Source organism: uncultured Williamsia sp. (assembly GCF_947494875.1).
In the GTDB taxonomy this organism is placed as follows: Bacteria; Actinomycetota; Actinomycetes; order Mycobacteriales; family Mycobacteriaceae; genus Williamsia_A.
Genome location: NZ_CANLWM010000001.1, coordinates 1050698 through 1077406, shown reverse-complemented (window position 1 = coordinate 1077406; position 26709 = coordinate 1050698). Strand labels below are relative to the sequence as shown.

The following is a 26709-nucleotide window of genomic DNA, read 5'->3' as shown; positions in this document are numbered from 1 at the left end:
TCGGCGCGCTGTCGGCTCGGCGGGGCGGCGATATCCTCGTCCCGCCGCCCACCTCGAGCCGAGAGGTCACCGTTGGACGCCTCCCTCATCGCCGTCGCCGTCATCGCTCTCGGCGTCGCGGCGTTGGCGCGACGGTGGGAACTGCCGTCACCGCTGATCCTGGTGGTCGTCGGACTGGGCGTCGGGTTCATCCCGCACCTCCCGACCGTCGCACTCGACCCGGATGTCGTGTTGTTCGTCATCCTTCCCCCGCTGCTGTACTCCGCGGCGCAGGACAGTTCGTATGTGGCACTGCGCCGCAACGCCCGGGCGATCGGGCTGTTGGCGATCGCGCTGCCGCTGGTCAGCGCGGTGGTCGTCGGTTTCGTGGCGTATTGGTCGCTGCCGCAGCTCCCGCTCGCCGCGGCGTTGGTGCTCGGCGCGGTCGTCGCCCCGCCGGATGCGGTGTCCGCGACGGCGATCGGACGGCGGCTGGGGCTGCCCCGCAAGATCACGACGCTGCTCGGCGGGGAGAGCCTGCTCAACGATGCGACCGCCCTGACGGCGTACCGTCTCGCGCTCGGCGCGGCCGTCGGTGCCACGACGACCGCCTGGGGCGGCATCGCCCTGTTCGCGCTCGCGGCGGTCGGCGGTGTGGTCGTCGGCCTCGTCTTCGGTGTCGTGGTCTCCCGGATCCGGCTGTGGCTCACCGATCCGCCGATGGAGACCGCGGTGGGGATCGTCATCCCGTTCGCCACCTACTTCGTCGCCGAGGAACTCCACGCGTCCGGTGTCATCGCTGTCGTCGTCGTCGGCCTCTACCTCGGTCAGCGTTCGGCGCGCGACGGGTACGCCACCCGACTGCAGGACACCGCGGTGTGGCGTTCGATCGACGTCGTCCTCGAGTCGTTCGTGTTCCTGCTTATCGGGCTTCAGCTGCCCGAGGTGGTGCGCGGGCTGCGCGGTCACTCCCTCGGCGCCATCGTGTGGAGCGCGGTCGCGGTGTTGGCCACCGTCATCGTGGTGCGGATCGCGTGGATGTATCCGGCGACCTATCTGCCCAGGCTGCTGTCACGCACGGTGCGTGGGCGGGAGACCGCCCCGAGCGCGTCGGCGGTGTTCATCGTCGGGTGGTCCGGGATGCGCGGCGTGGTGAGCCTGGCGGCGGCGTTCGGTATCCCGCTGACCACCGACGCCGGCGACGCGTTCCCCGCCCGTGACGAGATCATCTTCCTCACCTTCGTCGTGGTGGTGGGAACGCTGCTGCTGCAGGGACTCTCGCTGCCCTGGCTGATCCGGCGTCTCGGGGTGAGCGGCGACGAACGGCGGTCGGATCTGCTGGCGCTGGCCGCGGCGCAGGATCGCGCCGGTCGCGCGGCCGGGAAACGTCTCGACGAACTCGCCGCCGAACTCCCCTCCACCGAGGCCAACGAGGACCAGGTGCACGTGCTGCGTCGCTGGCTGAAGTCGCGCAAGAACCTCGCGTGGGAGGAGCTCGGGCGCGGCGAGGAGGAGATCGGCGAGAGCCCGTCGATGGTGTTCAGCCGTCTGCGCACCGAGTTGCTGCAGACCCAGCGCGAGGTGTTCATCGCCGAACGCGACGCCGGTCGCATCGACGACGAGGTCCTGCGCCGGGTGTTGCGGCAGCTCGACCTGGCCGAGGGGTTGTCCGACCGCGGCACACGCGGGTCCTGACCGGCGACTAGCGCGCGGCGTAGACCACCGTCTCGGCTGTCCGCCCGCGCAGGGTGACCGTCTCCTGCTCGTCCCAGTGCTGCGCCTCGTCGTGCGCGGCGTCCACGGCGGCGCCGCTGGCCAGCGGGTGCACGGGGTCGCGTTTGGCCAACTCGCTCAGACGCGCCGACTCGTTCACGGCGTCGCCGATGACGGTGTACTCGAACCGCTGGATGGCTCCGACGTTGCCGGCGACGACGGTCCCGTACCCGACGCCGATGCCGGCCGAGAGCTCCGGCACCTCGTCGGCCAGTCGGGCCGAGATCGCGCGTGCCGCGGCGAGCGCCGCACCGGCGGAGTCGTCGAGGTCGATGGGGGCGCCGAACACCGCGAGCACCGCGTCGCCCTCGAACTTGTTGACCAGGCCCTTGCGTTCCTCGACCTCGGTGACGATGACGGCGAAGAAGCGGTTGAGGATTCGGACGACCTCGGCCGGTTCGCGTTCGGAGGCGAGCGTCGTCGACCCGATGACGTCGACGAAGACCACCGCGACGGTGCGTTCGGTGCCGCCGAGCTCGGGGTCGCTGGACAGCGCGGCCTCGGCCACGTCACGGCCGACGTGCCGACCGAACAGGTCCTGCAGTCGCTCCCGCTCGCGCAGGCCCTCGACCATCGAGTTGAACCCGGCCTGCAGCTCACCGAGTTCGGTGTCGTCGAAGATGACCACGGACACGTCGGTGTCGCCCTTGCTCACCTTCGTCATACCCGACGCGACGTTGCGAACCGGCGCGACGACGTGGGTGGTGTTCAGCACGGTCAGCAGGAACCCGGTGAAGAGCGCGGTCGCGACGAGGACGGTGATGCCGACGAAGACGTCGGTCTTGGTGGTCTGGTCGCGGAACAACCCGAAGCCGGCGACGAGGAACATGCCGACGATCGGGATGCCGGACCCCACCGACCACGAGATGAACGCCCTCGTGCGCAGCGCTCCTCGGCGTCGCCGGGCGGAGCGGGGAGCCGCGGCGATGATCTGTGCGGCGATCGGTCGCAGCGAGAACTCGCTGAGCAGATAAGAGATGGCGCAGACGACCGTGCCGGCCAGACCGACGACGAAGAAGATCTTCGGGATGAGGTTGGGATCGAGGACGCCGTAGCAGATCGTGAACATGATGACCGCGACGATCCAGAACGACGCCTGCAGCGCGGTCAGCTTCCACGGGATCCAGCGAGCCTTGCGGGCCTCCTTGCGGGTCGGCTCCTGGTCGCGGATCGCCCACCGCAGCTGCCGGACGATGATCAGCGTCCCGAGCAGGGCGCCGAGTACGAGTGCCGCGCCGACGTACACCGGCAGCGCGATGAAGTTGACCCACCAGAACTTGGCGAAGAAGACGCTCGGCTCGGGGATGCCGACGCTCGCGAGGACGACGGCCATGATGGCGCCGATCGCGTTCGACAGCACGATCGACAGGGTCAGCAGGAGCTGGATGCGGATCCGCTGCCTCCGGCGTCCCTCGTTCACCGATCCCAAGAGGATCGAGCCGTAGTCGTAGTCGCGACGGATCAGCCGCACACGTCACCCACTCCGACTCGTCGCCCGGTCGGTCCCGGGCATGTGTGAGAAACCTACCCGGTCAGAGGATCATTCTCCGGGGATATCCGTCCGGTGCAGCCTCGTCCCCGTCGCGTCGAACAGCGACACCGACATCCGGGATCCGAGGGCGTCGATCTCGACCTCACCGAAGTGTTGGAACTCCGGCGTCGCGGGTCCGACGTTCGGGGTGGTCGGTGCGTGGACGAAGACCTGCTCGATGCCGAAGGTGCGGTCGAGCTCGCCGGCGGGGAACGCACCGGCGTGCAGCGGACCGGAGACGAACTCCCAGAAGGGCCGGAAGTCGCGCACCGCCGCGCGATCGGGGTGGTAGTGGTTGGCGGCGGTGTAGTGCACGTCGGCGGTCAGCCACACCACGTTCCGGACCGACCGGGTGCTGCGCAGGATCCACGCGAGCTCGGTCTCACGACCCAGCGGGGCGCCGTCGTCACCCTGCGCCACCGCCTCCATCGCCGACGTGTCGCCGTAGGTGGTGTCGGGCACGACGATCCCGAGCGGCAGGTCGTTCGCGACGATCTTCCACCGCGCCCGCGAGCGGTTCAGACCGTCGACGAGCCACCGCGCCTGACGGTCGCCGAGGATGTGCCCACCGGACGGGACGCGGGAGTCGGAGTTCGAGTCCTTGTAGCTGCGCATGTCGAGCACGAAGATGTCGAGCAGCGGCCCGTAGGACACCTTCCGGTAGACGCGCCCGTCGACGGCGTCGACCGGTGACACCGGCTGCCACTCGTGGAACGCCTGCAGGGCACGAGCGGACAACACGTCGGCCCGCTTCTCCTGCGTGTACGCGGGATTCGCGGCAATCTCGCCGGGGAACCAGTTGTTGAACGTCTCGTGGTCGTCCCACTGCACGAGCTGCGTGGTCGTCGACGCGAAGCGCCGGTAGTTGTCGTCGGTGAGGTTGTAGGCATGGTTCCCGCGGAACTGGTCCAGAGTCTGTGCGACATCGGATTTCGCAGGGGTGACGCGGTTGCGCCACACCTGTCCGCCGCCGAGGTCGACGGTCTCCTTCATCGGGTTGTCAGCGTAGATCGTGTCACCGGAGTGCAGGAACAGGTCGCTCTGTCGGTCGGCCACGGCCGCGAATCCCCGCATGCCCCCGCGGGACTCGTCGATCCCCCACCCCTGGCCGGCGACGTCACCGGACCATGTCAGGCGGATCGGCGCAGGGAGCACCGGGGCGGTGCGGAAGGTGCCCGTCAGGGGCTGCGACCGGGTCCCGCGGTCGGACTCGAGGGTGAACCGGTAGTGGATGGTCGAGCCGGGCGGCATGCCGGTCACCCGGACTCGGCCGGTGCCGTCGGTGGCCGGGGTGAGCACCGGGCCGATGAACCGCCGCGAGAGGGCCAGGTTCTCCAGCAAGGACGCCTCGACGATCATCCGGGCAGGCGTGTCCGAGCGCGCCCACACCAGCGCACCGTCGGCCCGCGGGTCGCCGGCCGCGATCCCATGGGTCAGCGTCGGGCGGGCACGCAGCAGCCCGGGCGCGGCCGTGGCGCGGGAGGCGAGCAGGCCGGACGCCGGCACCAGGAGACCGGCCGCGGCGGACGAGGCGAGGAAGCGACGACGGGTGAGAGCCATCCCGGCATCGTCGCGCCCGCGGGCGAACGGGAGGTGACGACGAGGCGAACCGCCGCCCTCAGCGCCTCTCGGGGCCCAGCGCCGCCCCGATCGCCGCGAGCGCAGCCAGAGCCGCGGACAACCCACGTCGCGTGTCGGGGTCGCGGAGTCGCTTGGCCAGACCGATCGGGCCCTCCGGACGTCCGGTAGCCGCGGCGGTCGCGTCCGAGCGCGCCTGTCGGATGCCACCGGCCAGTCGTTCCGCGGCATCGGGGTCCAGGTCGGCGAGCCCGCCGGCGACGGCGAGACCGGCGCGCAGTGTGTCGGCGTCGATCGCGTCGAGCAGGGTGTGCAGCAACGTCGGGTAGGCCCGCGCACCGCCGGCGAGGGCCCGGAGCAGTCCGCTCTCGTGCAGTGCGTCGACGAGGTCGTCCAGTTCGTCGCGGGCACCGGTGTCCGGTGGGGTGGGCGGTGTGTAGGCGAGTGAGCGTGCCATGGTCGGGCCTCTCGTCGGGGTGGTTCAGGCTCGGGCGTCGCCCGGTTCGGGTTCCGGGGGCGTCACGTAGTCGGGGCGGTCCCACTTGCGCTGGACCTCCACGCCGGCCTGCGGCGTCGGATGTCCGTAGCGGTGGTGGCCGCGGGGCAGGGGCGGACCGCTCGGATCCGCCCGGAGGTCCCGAGCCCCCTTCCGGCCGCGGTCGGCGCCGCGTCGGGCACCGCCGCGCACCTCCTGAGGACCGTCGGCCCGCTCGAGATACACCGCGATCTCCTTGTAGGCCGGGGTGTGCGAGTCCGGGTCGACCTCGTTCGACGTGAGCGAGTTGATCTCCGCGGCCTGCATCGGCACCCACAGCTGCTCGTCGGCGATCTCCTCCGACAGGAGGACCCGTGCGGTGAGTTCACCGTGGCGCGACACCAGCCGCACCCAATCGCCGGTCGCGAGGCCGCCGTACGCCTCACCGGTCCGCCGGTTCATCTCGACGTAGGTGTCGGGGACGATGTGGGCCAGACCCGTCGACCGCAGGGTGAGGTTGCCCTCGTGGAAGTGCTCGAGCACGCGACCGTTGTTCACGTGCAGCGGGTACTTCGAGTCGGGCTTCTCCGTCGGCTCCCGGAAGTCGAGGGGGTACAACCTCGCTCGGCCGTCGTCGAAGTGGAAGCCGTCGGTGTAGAGCAAGGGCGTGTCGGTGCCGTCCTCCGCGACGGGCCACTGTTGGGAGGCGTAGCCCTCCAGCCGGTCGTACCGGACCCCGGCGAACAGCGGTGTCAACGCCGCGATCTCGTCCATGATCTCGCTCGGGTGTGTGTAGCCCCACTCGTAGCCCATGTGCCGCGCGATGTCCTGGAGGATCTGCCAGTCCGCCTTCGCGTCGCCGATCGGTTCCATCGCCTTGTACAGCCGCTGGACACGGCGCTCGGTGCTGGTGAACGTCCCGTCCTTCTCGAGCGAGGCCGCCGCGGGGAGCACGACGTCGGCGTATTCGCAGGTGCGGGAGAAGTACAACTCGGACACGACGCAGAACTCCAGGTTCTCCATCGCCTCCTGCACGTAGTGGATGTTCGCGTCGACGAGGGCCAGCTCCTCGCCGATGACGACGAGTCCCTTCAACCTCCCCTCGTGCGCGGCGTCGACCATCTCGTGGTTGTCCATCCCCGGTTCGGTGGAGAACTCGCGGCCGTAGGCGCGTTCGAACTTCGCCTTCGCCTCCGGGTCGTCGATCGGCTGGTACCCGGTGTAGAAGGTGTTGATCGTCCCGAAGTCGCTGCAGCCCTGCACGTTGTTGTGCCCTCGCAGCGGGTAGGCGCCCGTCCCCGGACGCCCGTAGTTGCCGGTCACCAGCAGCAGGTTCGAGATCGCCGTCGACGTGTCCGATCCCATGTGGTGCTGGGTGACGCCCATCGCCCACAACGCGACGACGGAGTCCGCGGTGGCCACCCGTCGGGCGACCTCGACGAGGGTGTCGACCGTTATCCCGGTCCGCTCCTGCGCATACGCCAGGGTGAAGGGCGCCAACGAGTCCCGGTACTCGTCGAGACCGTTCACGTGATCGGCGAGGAAGTCCTCGTCCGCCCAGCCCTCGTCGAGGATGTGCCGCGCGACCGCGGACAACCAGATGAGGTCGGTGCCGGGTTCGGGTCGGAGGAACACCTCGGCGCGCTCGGCGAGACCGTGTTCGCGGAGATCGGCGACGATGTGCTGCTGCCCGTTCAGTTTGTGCGCGCGACGCAGGCGCGCGGCGATCACCGGGTGGGAGTCGGAGGTGTTGGACCCGACGACGAGGACCAGCGCAGCACGTTCCATGTCGCTGATCGACCCGGCGTCACCGCCGTATCCGACGGTCCGCCAGAGGCCCTGGGTCGCCGGCGCCTGACAGTAGCGCGAGCAGTTGTCGGTGTTGTGGGTGCCGAACACCTGGCGGGCGAGCTTCTGCGTCAGGTACGACTCCTCGTTCGTCGCCTTCGACGAACCGATCACGGCGACCGCATCCGGTCCGTCCCGATCGATGATCGCGGTCATCCGTTCGGCGATGTGATCGAGCGCCTCGGCCCAGGACACCTCGACGAAGCGGTTGCCGCGTCGCACGATCGGCTGGGTGAGACGGTCGGGGGCGTTGATGTGGTCCCACCCGAACTTGCCCTTCACACAGGTCGAGATCGAGTTGGCCGGCCCCTCGTGCTGCGGTTGGATGCGCAGGATCTCCCGGCCCCGGGTCTCCACGTCGAAGCTGCACCCGACACCGCAGTAGGTGCACACCGTCTTCGTCACGTCCGTGACGGCCTGTCGCGCCGTGGCCTCGGCGTCGCTCAGCGCATAGAGCGGTAGGTACCCGGTGGTGGGCTCGACACCCTTGACGATGTCGATCGCCGGCTCACGGGTCTCCTCGGGCCACGACGTGAACAACCCGTGGCGACCGAGCATCGACTTCTCCATCAGCGCGTTGCACGGGCACACGGTGACGCAGTGACCGCAGGAGACACAGGACGATTCGCCCGCAGGTGATCCTCCGTCCCACAGCACGCGCGGGTTGTCGGACTCCCAGTCGATGGACAGGGTCTCGGTGACCTGCACGTCCTGGCACGCCTCGACGCACCGGCCGCACAGGATGCACTGGTCGGGGTCGTAGCGGTAGAACGGGTGGCTGTCGTCGATCTCGTAGGGCTTCGGTTGGAAAGGGTTGCGCTCGTGGGTGAGTCCCGCGGCCTCCACACCCTTCTTCAGCTCGCAGGCGCCGTCGTTGTGGTCGCAGATGGTGCAGTAGAGGACGTGCTTGCGGATCAGTCGCTGCGCGGCCTCTTCCCGCGCCTCCGCCGACACTCCCTCGGTCCCGATCTCGAGGCCGGCGGTGACGGTGGTCGCGCAGGCACGCACCATCTCGCCGTCGACCTCGACCATGCAGGTGTCGCACGTCTGCAGCGCGCCCAGCGCGGGGTGGTAGCAGACGCGCGGCCACTTCTGGCCCTGGTCGGCGATGAGTGCCTCGATCGCCGGCCGGTCCGCGACCGCCGGGATCACGCGCCCGTCGACGACGATCTCGACGTCGCGCGGAGGATCGGCCGCGGCGTCCTGGCTCAGCGGCCGGAAATCGGGCTGCGGACCGGACTTCTCGGACCGACCGGGCGGATCGGACGCGTCGGGGACGGCGTTCGCATCAGGGACATGGGGCGACGAGCCGGCATCGGGCACAGGGGCTCCCAGCAGCTGAGTGCGGCACACGCCGACACGCACGACGACGGCGCGCGGGCGGGTGTCACGGCGGATGTCCGCGTGGACTCTGCTCGCCACACGGTGCGGTCGACGGTCGCGGAGACGCCAGGGCTGTGGCGAGAGGGCGACCACCCTCACTGTGTCACGCCGACACCGCCACCGCAGGCGTCTGAGCCGGTCCGGTCAGTCTGCGCGGGCGAGGCAGTACGCGATCGGGGTCGGCTGTGCGAACGCGACGACCTGACCGCCCGGGCAGTCCACGGTGGTCGCGGCGGCACGCCGTTCCACCCGGATGACCTGTCCACCCCGGGTCGCGGGCGGCTGTCCGCAGGCGCCGCGACGGAAGTCGGCCAGTGTCCCGGTCTGCGAGGGGATCGAGTAGCAGTCACCCTCGACGAAGTTGGGGACCACGCAGAGTTTTCCGAACCCGGGTTGCGTGATCTGCGAATACGGTCCGTCGCCGCATGGATCCGTCGGGGACGGCAGCGCCGCAGCGACGACGAACGTGAACGCCTGAGCCGAGCAGTCCTGCGTCCGCGGGACGATCCCGGCCGGACGCACGTCGAGCTCCACGCATTGGCCGGGCTGCGCGTACATCGCCTCGGCCGACGGCTGTACCGCACTCGACGTGGCCGTCGAGCCCGACGACGTCGGGGACGAGGCGCGGTCGTCGGAGCCACCGCGCGAGACGATCGACAGGATCAGCGGTACCGCCAGGGCGACGACCACGAGGGCGCCGACCACGACGTAGAGGCGCCGCACGTGATCAGAGGATGTCGCGCCGGACGATGGTCTGGTCGCGACCGGGACCGACGCCGATGCACGAGATGTGGGCGCCGGACAGCTCTTCGAGCCGGAGCACGTAGTCCTGCGCGTTCTTCGGCAGGTCGTCGAACGTGCGGCAGCCGGAGATGTCCTCCCACCAGCCGGGCATCTCCTCGTAGATCGGCGTCGCATGGTGGAAGCCGGTCTGTGTCATCGGCATGTCGTCGACGCGTTCACCGTCGACCTCGTACGCCACGCAGATGGGGATGGTGTCCAGGCTCGACAGCACGTCGAGCTTGGTGAGGAAGTAGTCGGTGATGCCGTTCACGCGGGTCGCGTACCGGGCGATGACCGCGTCGAACCAACCGCAGCGACGGGCGCGGCCGGTGGTCACGCCGACCTCACCGCCGGTCTTCGCGAGGTAGGCGCCCCACTCGTCGAACAGCTCCGTCGGGAACGGACCCGACCCGACACGGGTGGTGTAGGCCTTGAGGATCCCGAGCACGGTGGTGATACGCGTCGGTCCGATGCCCGAACCGACCGCCGCGCCGCCCGACGTCGGATTGGACGACGTGACATACGGATACGTGCCGTGGTCGACGTCGAGCAGGGTGCCCTGCGACCCCTCGAGCAGCACGGTCTCCCCGCGCTCGAGTGCCTGGTTCAGGAGCAGTCGGGTGTCGGCGATGCGGTGCTTGAACCCCTCCGCCTGGCCGAGCACCTCCTCCACGACACGCTCGGACTCCAGCGCGCGGCGGTTGTAGATCTTGGTGAGGATCTGGTTCTTGATCTCGAGGGCCGCCTCGACCTTCTGGGTGAGGATCTTCTCGTCGAGGACGTCGGCCACACGGACACCGACCCGGGCGATCTTGTCCTGGTAGCAGGGCCCGATCCCGCGGCCGGTGGTGCCGATCTTCTTGTTGCCGAGGAAGCGCTCGGTCACCTTGTCGATGGCGACGTGGTACGGCATCAGCAGGTGCGCGTCGGCGGAGAGCAGCAGACCGCTGGTGTCGACGGAACGTTCTTCGAGGCCACCGAGTTCGGTCAGCAGCACACCGGGGTCGACGACGACGCCGTTGCCGATGACGTTCTTGACGCCGGGTGTGAGGATGCCGGACGGGATGAGGTGCAGCGCGAACTGGTCGCCACTCGGGAGGACGACGGTGTGGCCCGCGTTGTTGCCGCCCTGGTAACGGACCACCCACTGCAGCTTCTCGCCGAGGAGGTCGGTGGCCTTGCCTTTGCCCTCGTCCCCCCACTGCGCGCCGATCAGTACGATCGCAGGCACATCGTGCTCCTTCCGGCCCGGGGATCACCCGAACCGTGGGACAACCCTACTGGCTCGGTGCGTCGCCGGTCACACTGACTCGCGTCGACCGCGCACACGAACGAATCGGAGATGCCGGCCATGACTGCGCCGAGCCCGGCCCGGCCGGCCGTGATCGCGGCGTCCGACGCCACCGTCCCCGCCGACTTCGCCGATTTCCCCGTCATCCGGACGTCACTCTCTCGCGACGACATGCGTGCCTCCGTGGCGAAGGCGGCAGCCCCGCTCGACGTGGTCCGGGTGGTGGTCGTGGGCGGCACCGAGACGCCCGACGCGGTGCTCGCCGGCGTCGTCTCCCGGCTGATGATCGCCGAGCGTCTCGACCTCGAGGTCGCGTACGTGGCGCCCGCCGCCACCCCTGCCACCCGCGTCTACGGGCTGCCCCACGGGGACGATGCCGCGAGCCTCGCGCTCGGCGGGACGGCGTCGACGCTGCCGCTGATCCGTGACGACGCCGCGGCGGTCGTCGTCGGCGAGGCGTCGCTCCGCGGCGCCGACGGCGAGTTCACCGGCGAGACCTACGTCGACAACGAGCGCCTGTTCTCCGGGACCTCACGCGAGGTGCGCATCCGCCCAACCGCGCACGAGCCGGGCGTCGAGGGCGCCCTGCCCCGGCGGTTCCGGACCCGCTGGATCGCCGGTCGAGCCGTGCAGACCGGCGGCATCGACATCGTCGTCGAACGCGACGGCGTGCGGGCGCCGCGACCCGTCCCCCGTTCGACGTTCTACCGCCACGCCGACGACTGGAAGCTGGTGCGACCGTGAGCACCGCAACCCAGCTCGCACGGTCGGTCCGTCCCGGGCCGGTGTTCCTCGGCGTGGTCGCGGTGACCGTGGTCGGCGGCGTGGTGCTGGCCAACTCGGATCCCGGCCGCAACACCACCTCCATCGCCGGCGCGCTGATGCTCGTCGTCGGCGGCTGGGTGGTCTCCCTCTGCCTGCACGAGTTCGGCCACGCCGTCACCGCGTTCGCGTTCGGTGACACCAACGCCGAGCTGCGCGGCTACCTCACACTCGACCCCCGCAAATACGCGCACCCGGGTCTGTCGATCACGCTGCCGCTCGTCATCATCCTGCTGGGCGGCATCGGATTCCCCGGCGGCGCGGTGTACGTCAACACCGGGGCGATGCGCAAGGGACAGCGCACGATCGTGTCGCTCGCCGGACCCGCGGCCAACATCGTCATCGCGGTGATCCTGCTGGCCGTGCTGCGGACGCGGATCGACTCGATCGACTTCGCGACGATCAACCTGTGGTCGGCACTCGCGATGCTCGCGTTCCTGCAGATCACGGCCGCGGTGCTGAACCTGCTGCCGGTTCCCGGACTCGACGGGTACGGGGCGATCGAGCCGTACCTCTCGATGCAGACGAGGCGGTCGATGGCACAGATCGGTCAGTACGGATTCCTCATCGTCTTCGTCCTCCTGCTGCTACCCCCGGTCAACAGGGCGTTCTTCGACGTCATCTACTGGATCTTCGACCGCTCCGGCGTTCCCTCGACGTTGGCCTCCCTGGGCTACCAACTCGTCGTCTTCTGGCGCTGAGGAATCGCCGAGAAGCGTCGAGCCGCAAATCATAACCGCGGGCTGTAAATATTCTGCAATTTGTTCGTTCACCACAAAAAATAAGAAAGAAATACTCGGTCCGTACAGACGTATTGGTCGCAACGTCACCCGAACGTCGTACATGCAGGGGCCTGAACAGCAGTTTCGTCCTGTTCGTGATGATCTCGTGATCAAAGAATCTATTCCAAAGTGCCAATTTTTCTTGTTCGTGATCTAGCGGTGTGCTCTACTCCATTACGAGCGTCAAATCGTCTCGAACGACCGATCACCACCACCAGCCGGTGATCCTGGGGCCTGTCACCCCACCCCTTCAGCTCGTGGTCGACCCAGCCCGGGTTCGACCGCCTCGCCCTTCTCGGCGGGGTCCAGTCGAGCCCTCCGTCCGGTCTGTCGTACGACTGATGCTGCTGATCTTGTGCAGAACGTGATCTCCGTCGTGACCGGCGACCCACAGAAAGAGAGAACAATGCGCAAGTCATTCTTCGGCGCGTCGGCTGCGATCCTCGTCGCGGCCGGGGCCGCCATCAGCCTCGGCGCCGGCCCGGCATCTGCCGCGCCGCCCCAGATCTTCGACTACCAGGCTTCGATCGTCGATCCCACCGGCAGCAACCAACCGCTCGACTCGCAGTTCGGCAACAAGTTCGCGGTCAACGTGCTGCTCGCCGGCGGCGACAGCAGGCCGACCTGCTCGTTGACGCTGTACCAGAACGGGAACGACAAGCCCCTCTCGAAGTCGACGCTCTCGTTGCGCGCTGCACGCGGAGACCTGTCCGGTCTCTACGCCGCATTCAAGACGACGAGCGCTCTCAAGCCGGGCTCCTACTACGCCGTGACACGCTGTGAGAACAAGGACGGTTCCGACGTCCGGGACAGCAATTTCACCATCACCGACGCACCTCCGAAGACGCTCTCAGGCGTCGCGCGGTGCTACCTCGCCGACAAGGAGAAGTTCGCGAAGCCGACATCCCTCACCTTCACGGGTGCCGGACAGACGGTCAAGGCTCGCCTGAGCAGTGCGCCGCGGGACACCGAGAACGCCTCCACCACATCGTCGTTCACCGCGTCGGTCTACTCGGCCGCCGAGTTCACCGCGAACCTCGGATGCGGCGGTACGGCCTCGAGGCCCGGCAAGGTGCAGACGTTCGGGCCGTACGCCGCCGGGACCACCGGCATCGCCCTCCAGGGCGACTGAGCACAGCCGCGTCGTGCCGGCACCCACTCGGGTGTCGGCACGACTCTGGGCGCGGTCGTCCCCTCCGACAGTCGGTCTCGACGTCGTCTGCCGGTGACACCCCCGGTGTGCTGATCCGAGAGGTGTCGGATCCCGGAGACGCGTCGTCGGCGGGATGTTCCTGGTAGGGCACTGGACTCGCCTATCGTGGATGCGTGATCACGGATGGCGTAGATGTCGCTGTCCGACTCGTCGGCGAGGTCCGTGTCGTCCACCGCGGCAGGGAGGTCCATCCGCGCGTCGTCGGTGGCCAGCGCTGCGTCGAGGTGTTCGCATACCTCGCGGTGAACCGGCATCGCGACATGCGCCTGGACGATCTGGCAACCGTCGTGTGGCCGTCGGAGCGTCCCCGGTCGTGGAACCCGGCGATGCGCGGGATCCTCTCGCGCGTCCGCGACAGTCTCGAGATCGCGGGCCTCCCGCCGGGCAGCGTGCGGTCCCGCGGTGGCCTCGTACGGCTCACGCTGCCGCCGGACGCGGTCACCGACATCGAGTTCGCCGCCGGACTCCCGCTCACGGGCGCAGACCCCGTCGAGATGGTTCGCCAGGCGCGCACCGTCCTGGGACTGCTCGACGGCCCCGTGCTCCCGGACGTGACGGGTCACTGGGCCGACGACATCCGATCGACCGTCACCCGCCTGCGTCGGCGCGCACTCGAGGTCGACGCCGAGATGTCCTCGCGCATCGCCGACCACGAGCACGCCGTCGCCGCCGCGGAGCGCCTCATCACCGCCGACCCGTTGCGTGAGAGTGCCTATCGGATCGCCATGCGCGGCCACGTCGCGATGGGAGAACGGGGTCGCGCGCTCGACGTCGCGGCCCGCTGCCGTGCCGTCCTCGCCGACGAACTCGGCATCACTCCCTCCTCCGAGACCGAGGAACTGTTCCTGGCCATCCTGCGTGCCGACGAGGAGGCGGAGGTCGCACCGCCGGTCACGCGGGACGAACTGATCGGCCGGACAGCCGAACTCGCGAGGATCGCCGACATCGTCGACCGTGCTGCACGAGGACATGGGCAGACGGTCGTCATCACGGGCGAGGCCGGGTCGGGCAAGAGCACCATCGCGGCCGAGGCGATGCACCGTGCCCGCGCCCGAGGACTCGACGTCCTGCACGGTCGCTGCAGCGAAGAGGCCGTCGTGCCCTTCGAGCCACTGGTGGAGGCGATCTCGGGTGATCTCGACCAGATGACCCCTGCGGACGCCCGCGCCCGCGTCGCGCAGACGCCCGGGGTGGCACGACTACTCCCGCAGACCGTGCGGCGGCTGGGGCTCGACCTCCCCGTCGACGATTCCTCCGATGACCGGTCGGTGGTCATGACGGCCGTGGTCGACTGGTTGACCGGTCCAGGCCGGTCGAACGCCGCGCTGCTCGTCATCGACGACCTCCACTGGGCGACAACCGCGACCCTCGCGGTGCTCCGCTGGATCATCCGCGCATCCGGGTCTCGTCGGCTCTGCGTGATCGTGACCATCCGGGAGGAGTACCTCGACACCCCCGAGATCCGGGCGACGGTCGACGTGGCCGGCAAGCAGGGCGCCGCGCACCGGATCCCGCTCACCGGACTGACAGCGGCGGAGGTCGCGGCCGTCGTCGAGGCGTCCGGCAGCGGACTGGATCCCGCTGTGCTGCACGCGCGTACGCACGGATTGCCGCTGTTCGTCGACTCGCTCATCTCGTCGCATCGAGACGGCGCGGGGGCGGCACTGCCCACCTCGATCGCCGAATCCGTCTCGCGGCAGGAGCGGCAGCTCGGCCCGGCCGCCGCGGACCTCCTCCACGCGTGCGCGGTCGCCGGCATGACGACACGACGTGAGGTGCTCCGCGGCACCACGCCCGACCTCGACGACCCCTCCTTCGCCGACGCGCTCGACGACCTCGTCCGTCACCGACTGGTGATCGAATCCGACACCGGGTCAGAGGTGCAGATGCGCCACCCCCTGGTGCAGGAAGCCGTGTACCACGGGATCGGAGGCAGCCACCGGAGCGCGCTGCACTCGCGGATCGCGCACGTCCTCGAAGACCTCGGTGACCTCGGCGCACCCGACGACTGCGCCCGGCTGGCCTACCACCTCAGCCGAGGCTTCGACGCCGACCGTCGCCGCGCCGCCGACCTGTGGTGGCGCGCAGGCGACGGCGCGGTCGCCGTGGGTGCGTACGAGGACGGTGTCGCCTTCTATCGCAGCGCGGCCGAGCGTCTGCTCCCCCGCGGCGATTCCGCGACCCGCTGCCGACTGCAGGTCGATCTCGGCCGAGCCCTGCGCAAGGCGCGGGACCCCGAGTTCCGGCCGACCCTGCTGGGCGCCGCCGACATGGCCCGCCGACTGGGGGACGTCGACCTCCAGGTCACCGCGACGCTGGCGAACGACCTCCAGGGCATCCTCTACGTCCACATCCACTCCGACGGCGACCGCATCGCGGACCTGTACGACGCCCTCGAGGCGCTGGACGCGTCGGGGCGCGATGACGGTGTGCAGACCGCACATCTGTTGTCGCAGCTGGCGGTCGAGCTGATCTGGGTGTCCGACCACACCACCCGTCGGGACCTTCTCGAGCGCGCGATCCGCGCCGCGCGTGGCGCCGGCGACCGCGGCGCGCTCGTCGCGGCACTGTCCGCGACCGTCATCGCCCTGCGCGTCCCACAGGCCTCGGACCTCCGTCGGTCCGCCTACACCGAGCTCATGGAACTGTCGGCGACCTCGAGCGACCGTCGCGTCGACCCTCTCGTGGCGGTGTGGATCGCCCGGCACCAGATCGAGTACGGCGAGCTGCGGGACGCGACACGGATGACCGCGAATCTCACCCCCGCCCAGGCGTCGCGCGATCCCGAGATGGCGTGGCTCACCCGCAGCATCCACTTCGCCATCGACCTCGCCGCGGGACGGCTCGCGCGCGCCGAGACTCGGCTCGTCGACCTGCGCGACATCCCGTCCTCACCGGTCGAGACCTACTCGTTCGGGCGGCTGCTCGGTCCGACCTTCGCGTTGCGCGCCCTGCGGGGCGACATGAGCGAGGTGGTCGCGGCCCGTGAGGCGATCACCGAGCGGTTCGACATCGTCGACACCTACCGCGCCTGTCTGGCAACCGCATTCGTCGACGTGGGTGAGATCGACGCCGCGCGTCGGCTCGTCGACTGGTACGACCGCGGCCGCCTCGACAAGATCCCCCTCAACAACATGTGGCTCAGCACCATCGCCACGATCGGCCGCGTGGCCGCCCAGGTGGGCCATTCCGAGATCTGCTCGATCGTCTACGAGATGCTCAGCCCCTACGCCGACGAGAACACGATCTCCTTCGCCTCGGTGTACGGGACCGTGCACCACCATCTCGGCGAGCTCGCGGTCGCGACGGGCGAGTTCGACCGCGCCACCGATCACCTCGAGGACGCGCTGGACTCCCATCGCGACAACGGCTTCGAGGGGTGGTACGCCGAGACTCTCTACCTGGCGGCCCTGCTGGAACAGCGCCGTGACGGGCGGGCGACCGCCGAGTCACTCACCCGCGCCCGCCGCGCAGCCGAGGATGTGGGTGCGACCGCGGTCCTGCGGCGGATCGACGCGATCGGGCTCTGACCGGCGGGCGTCGTCACGCTCTTGCTGACGATGTGCACTTCATTTGCACTCGACTGATTCACTCCGCTCGTCCGCGTGCAGCAAGGTGCGCCGACGACTGAATCGGACGCATCAGACGTCCGGCAGCGGGTGAAAGGGCAATTTCCCCATGGTCACATCATCGTCCCGACTCGTGCGGCGCTCGACTGTCGCCGCGTCCGCGGTCGCCTCCCTCGCGACGGTCGCAGCCGTCGCCGCCTCTCCGACGGCAGCGTCGACCGGCGTCCTCGCCGATGCCCCCGTGGCACACCTGGACGGTCTCGTCCTGACATCGCATGCGGTCTCCGTCCTCAGCGCCACCGTCTCCCCGACGACGACCACGTCGTCCGGTCGGAGCGCGTCGACGATCACCTCCTCCACCCCGAAGTCCACTCCTCTGTCGACGGGCACGACGTCGTCCACGACGCTCCCCAGCAGCACCGGAGGCACCAGCACCTCGAGCACTCCGCGCATGTCGGTCTCGAACGCCCTGGCACCGTTCGTGCTCACCTCGTTCGCACAGATCCCGGCGTCGGTCACCTGGACCCCGGTCATCACGTCCGGCGCCTCGGCGGGCGGAGCACGGACGTCGTATGCGTTCCTGACCACGTCCACAGGCGGTTCGACCACCGCGGCAGCACCTGGCACCGACCCGATCTCGCTCCTCATCCGCATCTTCATCGGCAACGGGACCGACGCCGCCGCCGACTGTCTCGCCGCCGCCTGCAACGGCGGCAACGGCGGACTGCTCTTCGGCAACGGCGGCAAGGGCGCCAACGGCGGAACCGGCGGCAACGGCGGACTGCTGTTCGGCAACGGCGGTGCGGGCGGCAACGGCCTCGCCGGCGTCGCGGGTGCGGCCGGTGTCGCCGGCACCGCGGGCGGCGACGGCGGACGGGGCGGCAACGGCGGACTCTTCGGCGGGATCGCCGGCGCAGGCGGCAGCGGCGGTACGGGTGGAGCCGGTGGCGACGGAGTCGCAGGCACCACCGGAGCGGCGGGGACGACGCCCGGTTCCGGCGGCGCGAACGGCGGTGCGGGCCAGTCCGGCGGCGCCGGCGGGAAGGGCGGCAACGCCGGCGCAGGCGGCACGGCAGGGTTCTTCGGGACCGCCGGAGCCGCGGGCGTGAACGGCACCGGTGGGCAGGGCGGCAACGGCGGCATCGGTGGGACGGGCGGCACGGGCGCGAACGGTGCGAACGGCACCGTCGGCGCGACCGCGGGTGCGGACGGTACCGCCGGACAGAACGGCGGCGGTGGTGGTGAGGGCGGCGACGGTGGCAGCGCCGGCGCGGGCGGTGCCGCGGGCACCGGCGGAACAGGCGGCACTGCGGGCGCATCCGGCACCGACGGCATCCGCGGGGTCGGCGGCCAGGGCGGCAACGGAGGAGTCGGCGGCAACGGCGCCGACGGCGCGATCGGGGCCGCGGGTGCGGACGGCGCTACGCCGGGCGCCGACGGCGCGATGGGCGGCGGCGGGACCGGCGCCGGCAGCGGTGGGGTCGGTGGCAACGCCGGCGCGGGCGGTGCGGGGTCGACCAACGGCGCAACCGGCCTCAGCGGCAACGGTGGCAACGGCGGGACCGGCGGTCAGGGCGGCGCAGGCGGCAACGGTGCCGCCGGCGCGAACGGCGCCGCCGGGTCCACTCCTGGAGCCGACGGCGGCGCAGGACAGAACGGTGGCGCCGGAGGTGCCGGCGGCGAGGGCGGCGCCGGTGGTCTCGGCGGAGCAGCCGGGATCGGGACCGGAGGCGCCCAGGGAGGTGCGGGCGCCATGGGCGCTCAGGGTGTCGGCGGCAATGGTGGCGCCGGGGGCATCGGCGGCGCCGGCGCGACGGGCGTGGCCGGTGTGGACGGCGCGAAGGGCGAGAACGCGTCGTACTTCGGCGGAGGTCAGGCGCAGGGCGGTCTGGGGCAGCCCGGCACTGACGGCGGTCGCGGCGGCAACGGTGGCATCGGTGGTTCCGGCGGCGCGGCCGGAAACGGCTCGACGACGGGCCTGGCGGGCGCCAACGGCAACGGTGGCAACGGCGGGGACGGCGGCCGGGCGGGCAACGGCGGCGCAGGCGGCAACGCATCGGTCGTCGACAACACCGTCGGCGCGACCGAGGGCCGTGCGGTCGGCGGCGACGGGAACTACGGCGCGCTGGGTGGGTCCGGTGGTACCGGCGGTGCAGCGGGTACCGGTGGTCAGGCGGGTACCGGCATCGCGGGCACGGACGGTGCGGGTCAGGCCCCGGGCCGTGCGGGAGACGGTGGCTCCGCGTCCTACACGGCCACACCCAGCACCGTCGGCGGTCAGGCGATCGGCGGAGACGGCGGGTCGAGCCGCGGTGGTGTGAGCGGCAACGGCGGTTCTGCGACGGCGATCAACGGCGCCGCGATCGGCGGAGACGGCGGCACCGCCGTCGGCGGTGGATCGACCGGTGGGAACGGAGGCGACGCCAGGTCGACCGCCGGGACCGCGACGGGCGGCCGCGGCGGCGACGTCAGCACCGCCGAGCCGGGTGGCAACGCCGGCAACGGCGGGAACGCGACCGTCGTCGCCGGGGGTTCCGCGACCGGTGGTGCCGGCGGGAACGGGTACGGCGACGGCGCGTCCGGGAACGGTGGCAACGCGACCGGATACGCCCCGACCACCGGTGCAGGCGGCGTCGGCGGCAGCCGAGACGGCTCGCCCGGGACCACCACGAAGACCGGCAACAGCTGACCCACCGGTCGGACCGTCGGTCCGGCCAGGCAGTCTGACGTCCACGTCGGCGGCGACCACCGGTCGTCGCCGACGCGGCGTCTGTCGCGAGATCGAACGAAGGAGCATGCAGGTGCGCGAGAAGAACACGTCGAGGGTCGTCGTCGCCCTCACCGGCGTCGTGGCGGTCACCGCACTGGCGCTGTCGATCTGGGCGCTCACGCGCACTCCGTCCGACGACCCGACGTCCTACAGCAGCGCCCAGCAGTCCGCAGCGCGGACCGCCGTCTGTCAGTCGTTCGACCTCGCGCTCCGCGGGGTGTCGTTGCAGACCAACGCGACCGCGCCGGCCGGGCAGGCGGGTGGGCTCGCCACCGAGGCCAACGCTCGACTGGCATTGGCGGTCGGGAGCATGACGCTCACCGAGGCCGTCGACGAGAATCCGGCCGCGCCGAAGGCAGTGCAGGACGCGGCTCGGAAATTGGCGAAGCAGTACCGACTCGTCTCGGCGGCCTATCTCGCGGGATTCGGTATCGACCAGGGGCCGGTCCCCCAGGCCCTGCGCGACGCCGGGGCCGCCGCGACGGCACTCACCGCGGCCTGCCGCTGACGGGGTTCAGTTCTCCACGAGCCGACGCACCGATCCTGGCGGCGCGTCGCCGGTCGCCGTGACCGGCTCGTCGTAGACGGTCCGGACGGGCACGACGCCGGTCCAGGTCGTCGGGTCCTCCGGTTCACCCGGGGGTCCACTGCGCGCCTTCGCGATCCACTGCCCGTCGACGATCGGCAACACCAGCGTCGCCGTCGCGGCGACCTCCTTGCGGGTGTGACCGCGGACCTCGGCGACGCGCCCCGGGATCAGCTTGTCGCTCAACGCGTCCAGGGCCGATGCGGCGTCGTCGCGGACGGTCTGCAGCGTTCCGCGCACCACCGCGGACCGGTAGTTGGCTGAGTGGTCGAAGAGGACGTCGGCCACGACGATCCCGTCGAGCGCGAACGCGGTGAGTGTCACCGGGGCGCCGTCGGCAACGTGACGCAGCGCCCCGGCGCCGGTGGAGCCGTGCAGGATGATCCGGTCGTCGTGGCGGGCGAACAACATCGGCACCGACCACGGCAGCCCGTCGACGACGGTGCTCAGCGTCCCGACCATGACGGTGTCGAGAACTTCGTCGAGCAGTGCGCGGTCACCGCCACGCTCGGGTTTGCGGTGCAGGCGGTCGAGTTCGGCGGTCACGCCGAGCATCGTGTCGCTGAAGACCGCACGTCAGCAAGCGATTTCCGGTTCTCCGGCTCAGCAGCTTGCCGACTGCAGACCGGCCGCAGCACGCAATCGACCAGCGGATCGACAGCGCATACGCCGAAATGAAGATTCTCCGCGAACGCCATCTGTGTCCACTTCGAGAATTATCATCCGTTCGCAAGTACGACGGAGCAGGAAGATCGGAGCTCGATGACGCAACCACCAGACAACCCCTTCCCGAATCAAGGTGGCCCGTTTCCCTTGCCGCCCCAGAATCAGGGCTATCCGAACCACCCATACGGCACGCCGTATCAGTCAGGCCCCCCTCCAGTGACAAAGCGCAACACGGTCGGCCTCGTCGCACTGATCCTCGCCATCATCGGATTCGTCTTCGCGTGCATCCCCGGGGCCTTGATCATCGGGTGGGTTCTACTGCCCGTGGCCTTCATCCTCGGAATCGTTGGGCTTTTCCAGTCGGGAAAGAAAAAAGGGACCAGTCTCGCGTCGGTGATCGTCGCTGCGATCGGGACGATCGTTGGCTTTGTGGTTTTCGGTTCCCTCGTCTCCGATTCCATCGACGACACTTTCGGCGGGTCCGACCTCACCGCGCAGTCACCTAGCGCCCGAGTCGAAGGACGAACGGATACACGGCCGACCTCCGAGAAGGGGTCGCGGCAAGATCCGCTTCTCATCGGCCAAACTGTGAGCAACAAGGACTGGTCTGTCACGCTGGGCACACCGCGCGAAGCGACCGCGGAGGTCGCGAGCGAGAATCAATTCAATGAATCCCCAAAGCCCGGAACACAGTTCTGGATCGTGCCAGTCACGGCGACATACCTCGGAGAGGGATCTCAATCGCCCTTCTCGGTCCGGGTCGAGTTCGTGGGTTCCGACAACCGCACTTACGACGACTCGTGTGGAGTGATTCCCGACCCGATCAACGATTCCGGCGAGCTTTACAAGGACGGCACCGCGAAGGGGAACGCGTGTGTCGAGGTCCCGACCGGCGCCGACGGCTTGTGGACCGTCACCACTGGTTTTGGTGATCCGATCTTCTTCAAGGTCCCGTAGGTCGTTTACGCGGACCTCGCTAATCCAGGGTCACCACGTCAGATCGCGGTGGCACTTCCCCTGGATCGCGACCGGGTCGATCTGCACGGTCGCGTGGTCGAGACCGTGCTCGTGGAGCACCCCGCGGGCCGCGGTGAGCACCTCGGCGTTGTCGGCGTCGCTGCCGAGGTGGACCGTCACGACGTCCATCCCGGTGGTGAGCGTCCAGATGTGCAGGTCGTGGACGTCGTGCACCTGGGGCAGCGCGGCGAGGTCGGCACGGACCGCGTCCACGTCGACATGTGCGGGCGCACGCTGGCTGAGGATCCGGAGCGCGTCGGCGGCGAGCTTGATGGCCCGCGGCGCGACCCACAACGCGATCAGCACGGCGACGACGATGTCGGCGTATCCCCACCCGGTGGTCACGGCGATCACGCCGGCGACCAACACCCCGATGCTGCCGACCGCGTCGGCCAGGACCTCCATGTAGGCGCCGCGGACGGCGATGCTGCCCTGCGCATCGGCGCGGAGCAACAGCATGACGACGAGATTCGCGGCCAGTCCGACGAGGGCGACGACGATCAGCGTGAGCCCCGGCACCTGCGGGTCGGTCCCCAACCGCTCGATGGCCTCGTAGAGCACGAACACCGCGACCCCGATCAGCAGCAGCGCGTTCGCGACGGCGGTGAACACCTCCGCCCGGTGCCATCCGAAGGTCTTCTCCCCCGTGACACTGCCGTGCCGGGCGAGGAGCAACGCGGTCAGACCCATCGCCATCGCGATCACGTCGGTGGCCATGTGGCCGGCGTCGGCGATCAGCGCCAGCGAGTTCACGACGATCCCGACGGTCAATTCGACGACGAAGAACGTCCCGATGACGGCCATGCCGACGGCCATCGGCCACAGCCGACGCGAGGCGGCCTCGGCCGTCGGGGCGCCGTGCCCGTGGTCGTGTCCGAGTCCCATACGACGAACATATGCGTAGTCACGCATGTATCGCAAGGCCCGGGCGCCGCCTAGGTGATCAGCTTCTCGCTCTTCAACCAGTTGTAGGCCACCACCGACGGGTCCTCACCCTTGATGTCGACCAGCCCGTTCAGGTCCTGCATGATGCTGTCGGTCAGACGGCTCGAGATCTGACCCAGCAACGGGCGCAGCTCGGGATGCGCGTCCAACACCGAACCGCGGACGACGGCAGTACCGCTGTAGGGCAGGAAGAACTTCCGATCGTCGGTCAGCACCGTCAGGTTCAAGTTCTTCACGCGACCGTCGGTGGTGTAGACCTCGCCGAAGTTGCACGGTGACGACCGGTTGGTCGACGTGTAGATGACGCCCGCGTCCATCCGGGTCACGTTGCCGGCCGGCACCCCGTTCGGGGAGTTGTAGGGGATGCCGTACTTCTCGAGCATCGGCAGGAACCCGTCGGAGCGGCTGAAGAACTCGTCGTCGACGCAGAAGGTGCGGTCGCTGACGGGGAGCTTCGCCACCTCCGACAGCGTGGTCACCCCGAGCCGCTTCGCCGTGGCCGCCGACGCGGCGAACGCGTAGGTGTCGTTGAAGTTGGCCGGCGTCAACCAGTCGAGGTCGTGGTCACGCTTCTCGACATCCCGCACCGCCTCCCACAGCTTCTGTGGATCGGTGATCACCTCAGACTCGCCGTGATAGGTGACCCAACCGGTGCCCGTGTACTCCCACAGGATGTCGGCGTCTCCGTTGAGCTGCGCCTGCCGCGACGACGCGGAGCCCGGTGCGCCCGTGAGGTCGCGCACCTTCGCGCCGGCCGACGACAGGTAGGTCGCGGTGATCTTCCCGAGGAGCACACCCTCGGTGAAGCTCTTCGAGGTGACGACGAGATCGGTGCCCTCCAGGGGCTTCTGTCCGTCGGGCAGGTTCGCCGTGCGGAAGGTGCCCGAGGAGCTGACCAGACCGCATCCGGCAAGCATCGAGGTTGCGACGGCGAGCACACCGACAGCCATCAGGACGCGGCGGACAGCGTTCATGCGATACCCCTCGGGGTGGCGAAGTACTCGACCAGACGGCCGAGCCAGTCGATGACGAGCGCGAGCAGGGCGACCAGGACGGCTCCCGACACGAGCAGCTTGGGCAGGAACAGCGTGACACCCGTGGTGATCAGGGTGCCCAGGCTCGTCGCGCCGATGAAGGTGCTCAGCGTGGCCGTGCCCACCAGGATCACCAGCGCGATGCGGACACCGTTGAGGATCACCGGGATCGCGAGCGGCAGCTCCACGCGCAGCAGCGTCCGCGTCGCGGAGTAACCGATGCCGCGCGACGCCTCGATGACCCGTCGATCCACCTGTCGCAGACCGACGATCGTGTTCTGCAGGATCGGGAGGACGGCGTAGACCACCAGGCCCACGACGGCGGTCGTGAAGCCCGTGCCGAGCCAGAACGTGAACAGCACCAGCAGGCCCGCGGCCGGTGCCGCCTGGCCGACGTTGGCGATGTTCACCGCGATCGGGCTGAGCCACTTCGCGGACTCCCGCGTGAGCAGGATCCCCAGCGGGATCGCGATTGCGACGACGATCGCCGCCGCGACGACCGTCAGCTCGATGTGGTCGAGGATGGTCGACCGCAGCGTCGCCCATTCGAGCGCGGCCTGCTCGGTCGGCGTGAAGTCGGTTGTGGTGTACCAGATCACGTAACCCACGGCGACGATCACGACCACCAGCGGTTCGAACCAGACGTCGACCGGGATCGATCGGAAGCGTTTCACGACTGGCCGCCCGTACCGTCCTGGTGCGTCTCGTAGGACGAGTCGCCGTCGGTGTCACGGCTGGCCGCCAGTTGCCCCTGGATGATCTCCATGACCGAGCCGATCGACAGCGATCCCTGCACCACGCCTCGGCCGCTCGTCACGAGGACACCGCCCTGGCTGGCCGCGAGCATCGCGTCGAGCGCGTCGTTCAGCGTCGACGACACCGCGACGGTCGGCAGGCGGCGGTCGACGTAGTCGGTGACGGTCGGCTTCGTGGCCAGCTCGTCCAGCGACGGCCAGGCGCGCGGGACGCCCGACTCGTCGACCACGACGACCCAGGTGTGCCCGGCCTCCCGTGCCCGCCCGATCACCGACTGCGCGTCCTCGCCGACGCGGGCCGTGGTCACCGGGTCGTGCGCGACGTCCCGGACCCGCGACAGCGTCAGCTGGGCCAACGTCGCGCCGGATCCGACGAACTCCTCGACGAACGCGCTCGCCGGATTGGCCAGGATCTCCGCGGGCGTCGCGTACTGCTCGATCTTCCCGCCCTCGGAGAGGATGAGGACCTTGTCGCCGAGCTTCGTCGCCTCCTCGAAGTCGTGGGTGACGATGACGATGGTCTTTCCGACCTCGTGCTGGATGCGGATCAGGCTGTCCTGCAGGCGGACACGGGTGATCGGGTCGACGGCGCCGAACGGCTCGTCCATGAGCAGGACGGGCGGGTCGGCGGCGAGGGCCCGCGCCACACCGACACGCTGCTGCTGACCACCGGACATGTCCTTGGGCAGCCGGTCCGCGTAGGTGGTGGCGTCGAGCCCGACCAGGTCTAGGAGGTAGTCGGTGCGGTCGGCGATCTTCGCCTTGTCCCACCCGAGCACGCGCGGGATGGCCCCGATGTTCTTGCGGACCGACCAGTGCGGGAACAGACCGCCCGACTGGATGACGTAGCCGATCGACTGGCGCAGCGAGTCGGGGTTCTCCTTGGTGACATCCCTGTCACCGATCAGGATGCGACCCTCGGTCGGCTCGATGAGCCGGTTGATCATCTTCAACGTCGTGGTCTTGCCGCAGCCGGACGGCCCGACGAACGCGACGATGTCGCCCGCGTCGATCGTCAGGTCGAGCTTCTGGACCGCGGGGGCGCTCTGGCCGCGGTACCGCTTCACCACCCCGTCGAGAGTGATGGTGGCACCGGTGACGGTCCTCCCCGCGCGGTCGGTCGCGGCGGTGTCGGTGGGGTGCGTGGTCATGACAATCCCTTGGTCGTGGTGAAGCGTCCGAGGACGACGAGCAGTCCGTCGAAGACGAGGGCGATGGCGACGATGAGAACGGTTCCGATGAAGGCCATCTCGAGGGCATTTGTCCCGCCGAGGCGCGACAGCCCGTTGAAGATCAGCGACCCGAGACCGGGTCCGAGGACGTAGGCGACGATCGCGGCGACCCCGACGACCATCTGCGTGGACACGCGGATACCGGTCAGGATCACCGGCCAGGCCAAGGGCAGCTCGACGGTGAGCAGGACACGCCAGCGCGACAACCCGATCCCCCGCGCCGACTCGACCACCGTCTCCGGCACCGACCGGAGTCCGACGATCGCGTTGCCCAGGATCGGCATCGTGGCGAAGAACGCCAACATCACGAACGACGGCGCGACGCCGAGACCCAGCGGCACGATCAGCAGGGCGAGAAGGGCGAGGGACGGGATCGTCAGCGCCACACGGCTCGTCGTCGACGTGAGCGCGGCGAACACCGGTAGCCGGTACACGGCGATGGCCACGACGACCGCCACGACCGTCCCGACGAGCACCGTCTGGAAGGCCAGCGACGCGTGCTGGTAGGTGAGGAAGGCCAGATCACCGATCCGGCCGTTCAGATAGCTCCACAGGTGCACGCGTCACCGTATCGACGAACCAGGGGCGCCGGTCCACAGTAACGATCAGCGTGATCGGAATTCGGACATCGCGAGAGATGCGGTAGCAGTTGTGTATTCGGCCGCCCCGGTCGACGC

At 69.6% G+C, this 26709-nt stretch carries 21 protein-coding genes; 8 read left to right on the top strand and 13 right to left on the bottom strand.

From position 1 onward, the window contains the following. The first annotated feature begins 72 nt into the window (after positions 1-72). Positions 73-1674, top strand: coding sequence for a Na+/H+ antiporter (locus Q1A98_RS05000; RefSeq protein WP_299570344.1), 1602 nt, complete (start codon positions 73-75; stop codon positions 1672-1674). 7 nt (positions 1675-1681) lie between these two features. Here Q1A98_RS05000 and Q1A98_RS04995 read toward each other — a convergent pair whose 3' ends face one another. From Q1A98_RS04995 to Q1A98_RS04970, 6 genes are all read right to left on the bottom strand, one after another. Continuing rightward, positions 1682-3223, bottom strand: a complete 1542-nt coding sequence (locus tag Q1A98_RS04995) for an adenylate/guanylate cyclase domain-containing protein (RefSeq protein WP_299570343.1) — start codon at positions 3221-3223, stop codon at positions 1682-1684. A gap of 69 nt (positions 3224-3292) precedes the next feature. Continuing rightward, a complete protein-coding gene (locus Q1A98_RS04990; protein WP_299570342.1) occupies positions 3293-4843 on the bottom strand; it encodes an alkaline phosphatase D family protein in 1551 nt (516 codons plus the stop codon). Between the two features lie 58 nt (positions 4844-4901). Then, the gene (locus Q1A98_RS04985; RefSeq protein ID WP_299570341.1) at positions 4902-5318 is read right to left on the bottom strand and encodes a DUF1641 domain-containing protein; all 417 of its coding nucleotides are present in this window, start codon (positions 5316-5318) and stop codon (positions 4902-4904) included. 24 nt (positions 5319-5342) lie between these two features. After that, a complete protein-coding gene (fdhF, locus tag Q1A98_RS04980) occupies positions 5343-8507 on the bottom strand; it encodes a formate dehydrogenase subunit alpha (protein ID WP_299570339.1) in 3165 nt (1054 codons plus the stop codon). Between the two features lie 204 nt (positions 8508-8711). After that, on the bottom strand, positions 8712-9290 hold the full coding sequence (locus tag Q1A98_RS04975; RefSeq protein WP_299570338.1) for a hypothetical protein: 579 nt from the start codon (positions 9288-9290) through the stop codon (positions 8712-8714). Positions 9291-9294: 4 nt separating this feature from the next. Further along, complete coding sequence (locus tag Q1A98_RS04970) at positions 9295-10581, bottom strand: adenylosuccinate synthase (protein WP_299570337.1); 1287 nt, start codon at positions 10579-10581, stop codon at positions 9295-9297. A 120-nt stretch (positions 10582-10701) separates the two neighbouring features. On the opposite strand from Q1A98_RS04970, the gene Q1A98_RS04965 reads away from it, so the two are divergent. From Q1A98_RS04965 to Q1A98_RS04950, 4 genes are all read left to right on the top strand, one after another. Further along, a complete protein-coding gene (locus Q1A98_RS04965; protein ID WP_299570336.1) occupies positions 10702-11385 on the top strand; it encodes a hypothetical protein in 684 nt (227 codons plus the stop codon). Continuing rightward, entirely contained in the window at positions 11382-12164 is a 783-nt protein-coding gene (locus Q1A98_RS04960) for a site-2 protease family protein (protein ID WP_299570334.1), read from the top strand. Before Q1A98_RS04965 ends, Q1A98_RS04960 begins: the two co-directional genes overlap by 4 nt. 487 nt (positions 12165-12651) lie before the next feature. Next, positions 12652-13377 (top strand): hypothetical protein, encoded by a 726-nt coding sequence (locus tag Q1A98_RS04955; RefSeq protein WP_299570333.1) that lies wholly within the window; start codon positions 12652-12654, stop codon positions 13375-13377. A gap of 194 nt (positions 13378-13571) precedes the next feature. Continuing rightward, the gene (locus Q1A98_RS04950) at positions 13572-16988 is read left to right on the top strand and encodes an AAA family ATPase (protein ID WP_299570332.1); all 3417 of its coding nucleotides are present in this window, start codon (positions 13572-13574) and stop codon (positions 16986-16988) included. Positions 16989-17099: 111 nt separating this feature from the next. Here the strand turns inward: Q1A98_RS04950 and Q1A98_RS04945 are convergent, their stop codons facing one another. Beyond that, entirely contained in the window at positions 17100-17516 is a 417-nt protein-coding gene (locus Q1A98_RS04945) for a hypothetical protein (RefSeq protein WP_299570330.1), read from the bottom strand. Here Q1A98_RS04945 and Q1A98_RS04940 point away from each other — a divergent pair. Both Q1A98_RS04940 and Q1A98_RS04935 read left to right on the top strand, forming a co-directional pair. Beyond that, on the top strand, positions 17479-19716 hold the full coding sequence (locus tag Q1A98_RS04940) for a hypothetical protein (protein ID WP_299570328.1): 2238 nt from the start codon (positions 17479-17481) through the stop codon (positions 19714-19716). The genes Q1A98_RS04945 and Q1A98_RS04940 overlap by 38 nt on opposite strands. Positions 19717-19828: 112 nt before the next feature. After that, positions 19829-20305, top strand: a complete 477-nt coding sequence (locus Q1A98_RS04935; RefSeq protein WP_299570327.1) for a hypothetical protein — start codon at positions 19829-19831, stop codon at positions 20303-20305. A gap of 6 nt (positions 20306-20311) precedes the next feature. On the opposite strand, the gene Q1A98_RS04930 is transcribed toward Q1A98_RS04935, so the two are convergent. Next, complete coding sequence (locus Q1A98_RS04930) at positions 20312-20938, bottom strand: pyridoxamine 5'-phosphate oxidase family protein (RefSeq protein WP_299570325.1); 627 nt, start codon at positions 20936-20938, stop codon at positions 20312-20314. Between the two features lie 207 nt (positions 20939-21145). On the opposite strand from Q1A98_RS04930, the gene Q1A98_RS04925 reads away from it, so the two are divergent. Next, the gene (locus Q1A98_RS04925; protein ID WP_299570323.1) at positions 21146-22006 is read left to right on the top strand and encodes a hypothetical protein; all 861 of its coding nucleotides are present in this window, start codon (positions 21146-21148) and stop codon (positions 22004-22006) included. A 30-nt stretch (positions 22007-22036) separates the two neighbouring features. On the opposite strand, the gene Q1A98_RS04920 is transcribed toward Q1A98_RS04925, so the two are convergent. The 5 genes from Q1A98_RS04920 to Q1A98_RS04900 are packed head-to-tail and all read right to left on the bottom strand — an operon-like array spanning position 22037 to position 26592. Continuing rightward, positions 22037-22951 (bottom strand): cation diffusion facilitator family transporter, encoded by a 915-nt coding sequence (locus tag Q1A98_RS04920; RefSeq protein ID WP_299570321.1) that lies wholly within the window; start codon positions 22949-22951, stop codon positions 22037-22039. 50 nt (positions 22952-23001) lie between these two features. Then, positions 23002-23985 (bottom strand): glycine betaine ABC transporter substrate-binding protein, encoded by a 984-nt coding sequence (locus Q1A98_RS04915; protein WP_299570320.1) that lies wholly within the window; start codon positions 23983-23985, stop codon positions 23002-23004. Then, entirely contained in the window at positions 23982-24719 is a 738-nt protein-coding gene (locus Q1A98_RS04910) for an ABC transporter permease (protein WP_299570319.1), read from the bottom strand. Before Q1A98_RS04910 ends, Q1A98_RS04915 begins: the two co-directional genes overlap by 4 nt. Then, the gene (locus Q1A98_RS04905) at positions 24716-25951 is read right to left on the bottom strand and encodes an ATP-binding cassette domain-containing protein (protein ID WP_299570318.1); all 1236 of its coding nucleotides are present in this window, start codon (positions 25949-25951) and stop codon (positions 24716-24718) included. The genes Q1A98_RS04910 and Q1A98_RS04905 overlap by 4 nt, the downstream gene beginning before the upstream one ends. Continuing rightward, positions 25948-26592, bottom strand: coding sequence for an ABC transporter permease (locus Q1A98_RS04900; protein ID WP_299570317.1), 645 nt, complete (start codon positions 26590-26592; stop codon positions 25948-25950). Before Q1A98_RS04900 ends, Q1A98_RS04905 begins: the two co-directional genes overlap by 4 nt. Positions 26593-26709: the final 117 nt, after the last annotated feature.

Excerpts from the sequence above, each read along its gene's own strand:
- Q1A98_RS04990 (WP_299570342.1), bottom strand. The coding sequence starts at position 4,843 with ATGGCTCTCACCCGTCGTCGCTTCCTCGCCTCGTCCGCCGCGGCCGGT.
- Q1A98_RS04915 (WP_299570320.1), bottom strand. The coding sequence starts at position 23,985 with ATGAACGCTGTCCGCCGCGTCCTGATGGCTGTCGGTGTGCTCGCCGTC.
- Q1A98_RS04940 (WP_299570328.1), top strand. The coding sequence starts at position 17,479 with ATGTCGGTCTCGAACGCCCTGGCACCGTTCGTGCTCACCTCGTTCGCA.
- Q1A98_RS04985 (WP_299570341.1), bottom strand. The coding sequence starts at position 5,318 with ATGGCACGCTCACTCGCCTACACACCGCCCACCCCACCGGACACCGGT.
- Q1A98_RS04955 (WP_299570333.1), top strand. The coding sequence starts at position 12,652 with ATGCGCAAGTCATTCTTCGGCGCGTCGGCTGCGATCCTCGTCGCGGCC.
- Q1A98_RS04920 (WP_299570321.1), bottom strand. The coding sequence starts at position 22,951 with ATGGGACTCGGACACGACCACGGGCACGGCGCCCCGACGGCCGAGGCC.
- Q1A98_RS04965 (WP_299570336.1), top strand. The coding sequence starts at position 10,702 with ATGACTGCGCCGAGCCCGGCCCGGCCGGCCGTGATCGCGGCGTCCGAC.
- Q1A98_RS04930 (WP_299570325.1), bottom strand. The coding sequence starts at position 20,938 with ATGCTCGGCGTGACCGCCGAACTCGACCGCCTGCACCGCAAACCCGAG.
- Q1A98_RS04905 (WP_299570318.1), bottom strand. The coding sequence starts at position 25,951 with ATGACCACGCACCCCACCGACACCGCCGCGACCGACCGCGCGGGGAGG.
- Q1A98_RS04925 (WP_299570323.1), top strand. The coding sequence starts at position 21,146 with ATGACGCAACCACCAGACAACCCCTTCCCGAATCAAGGTGGCCCGTTT.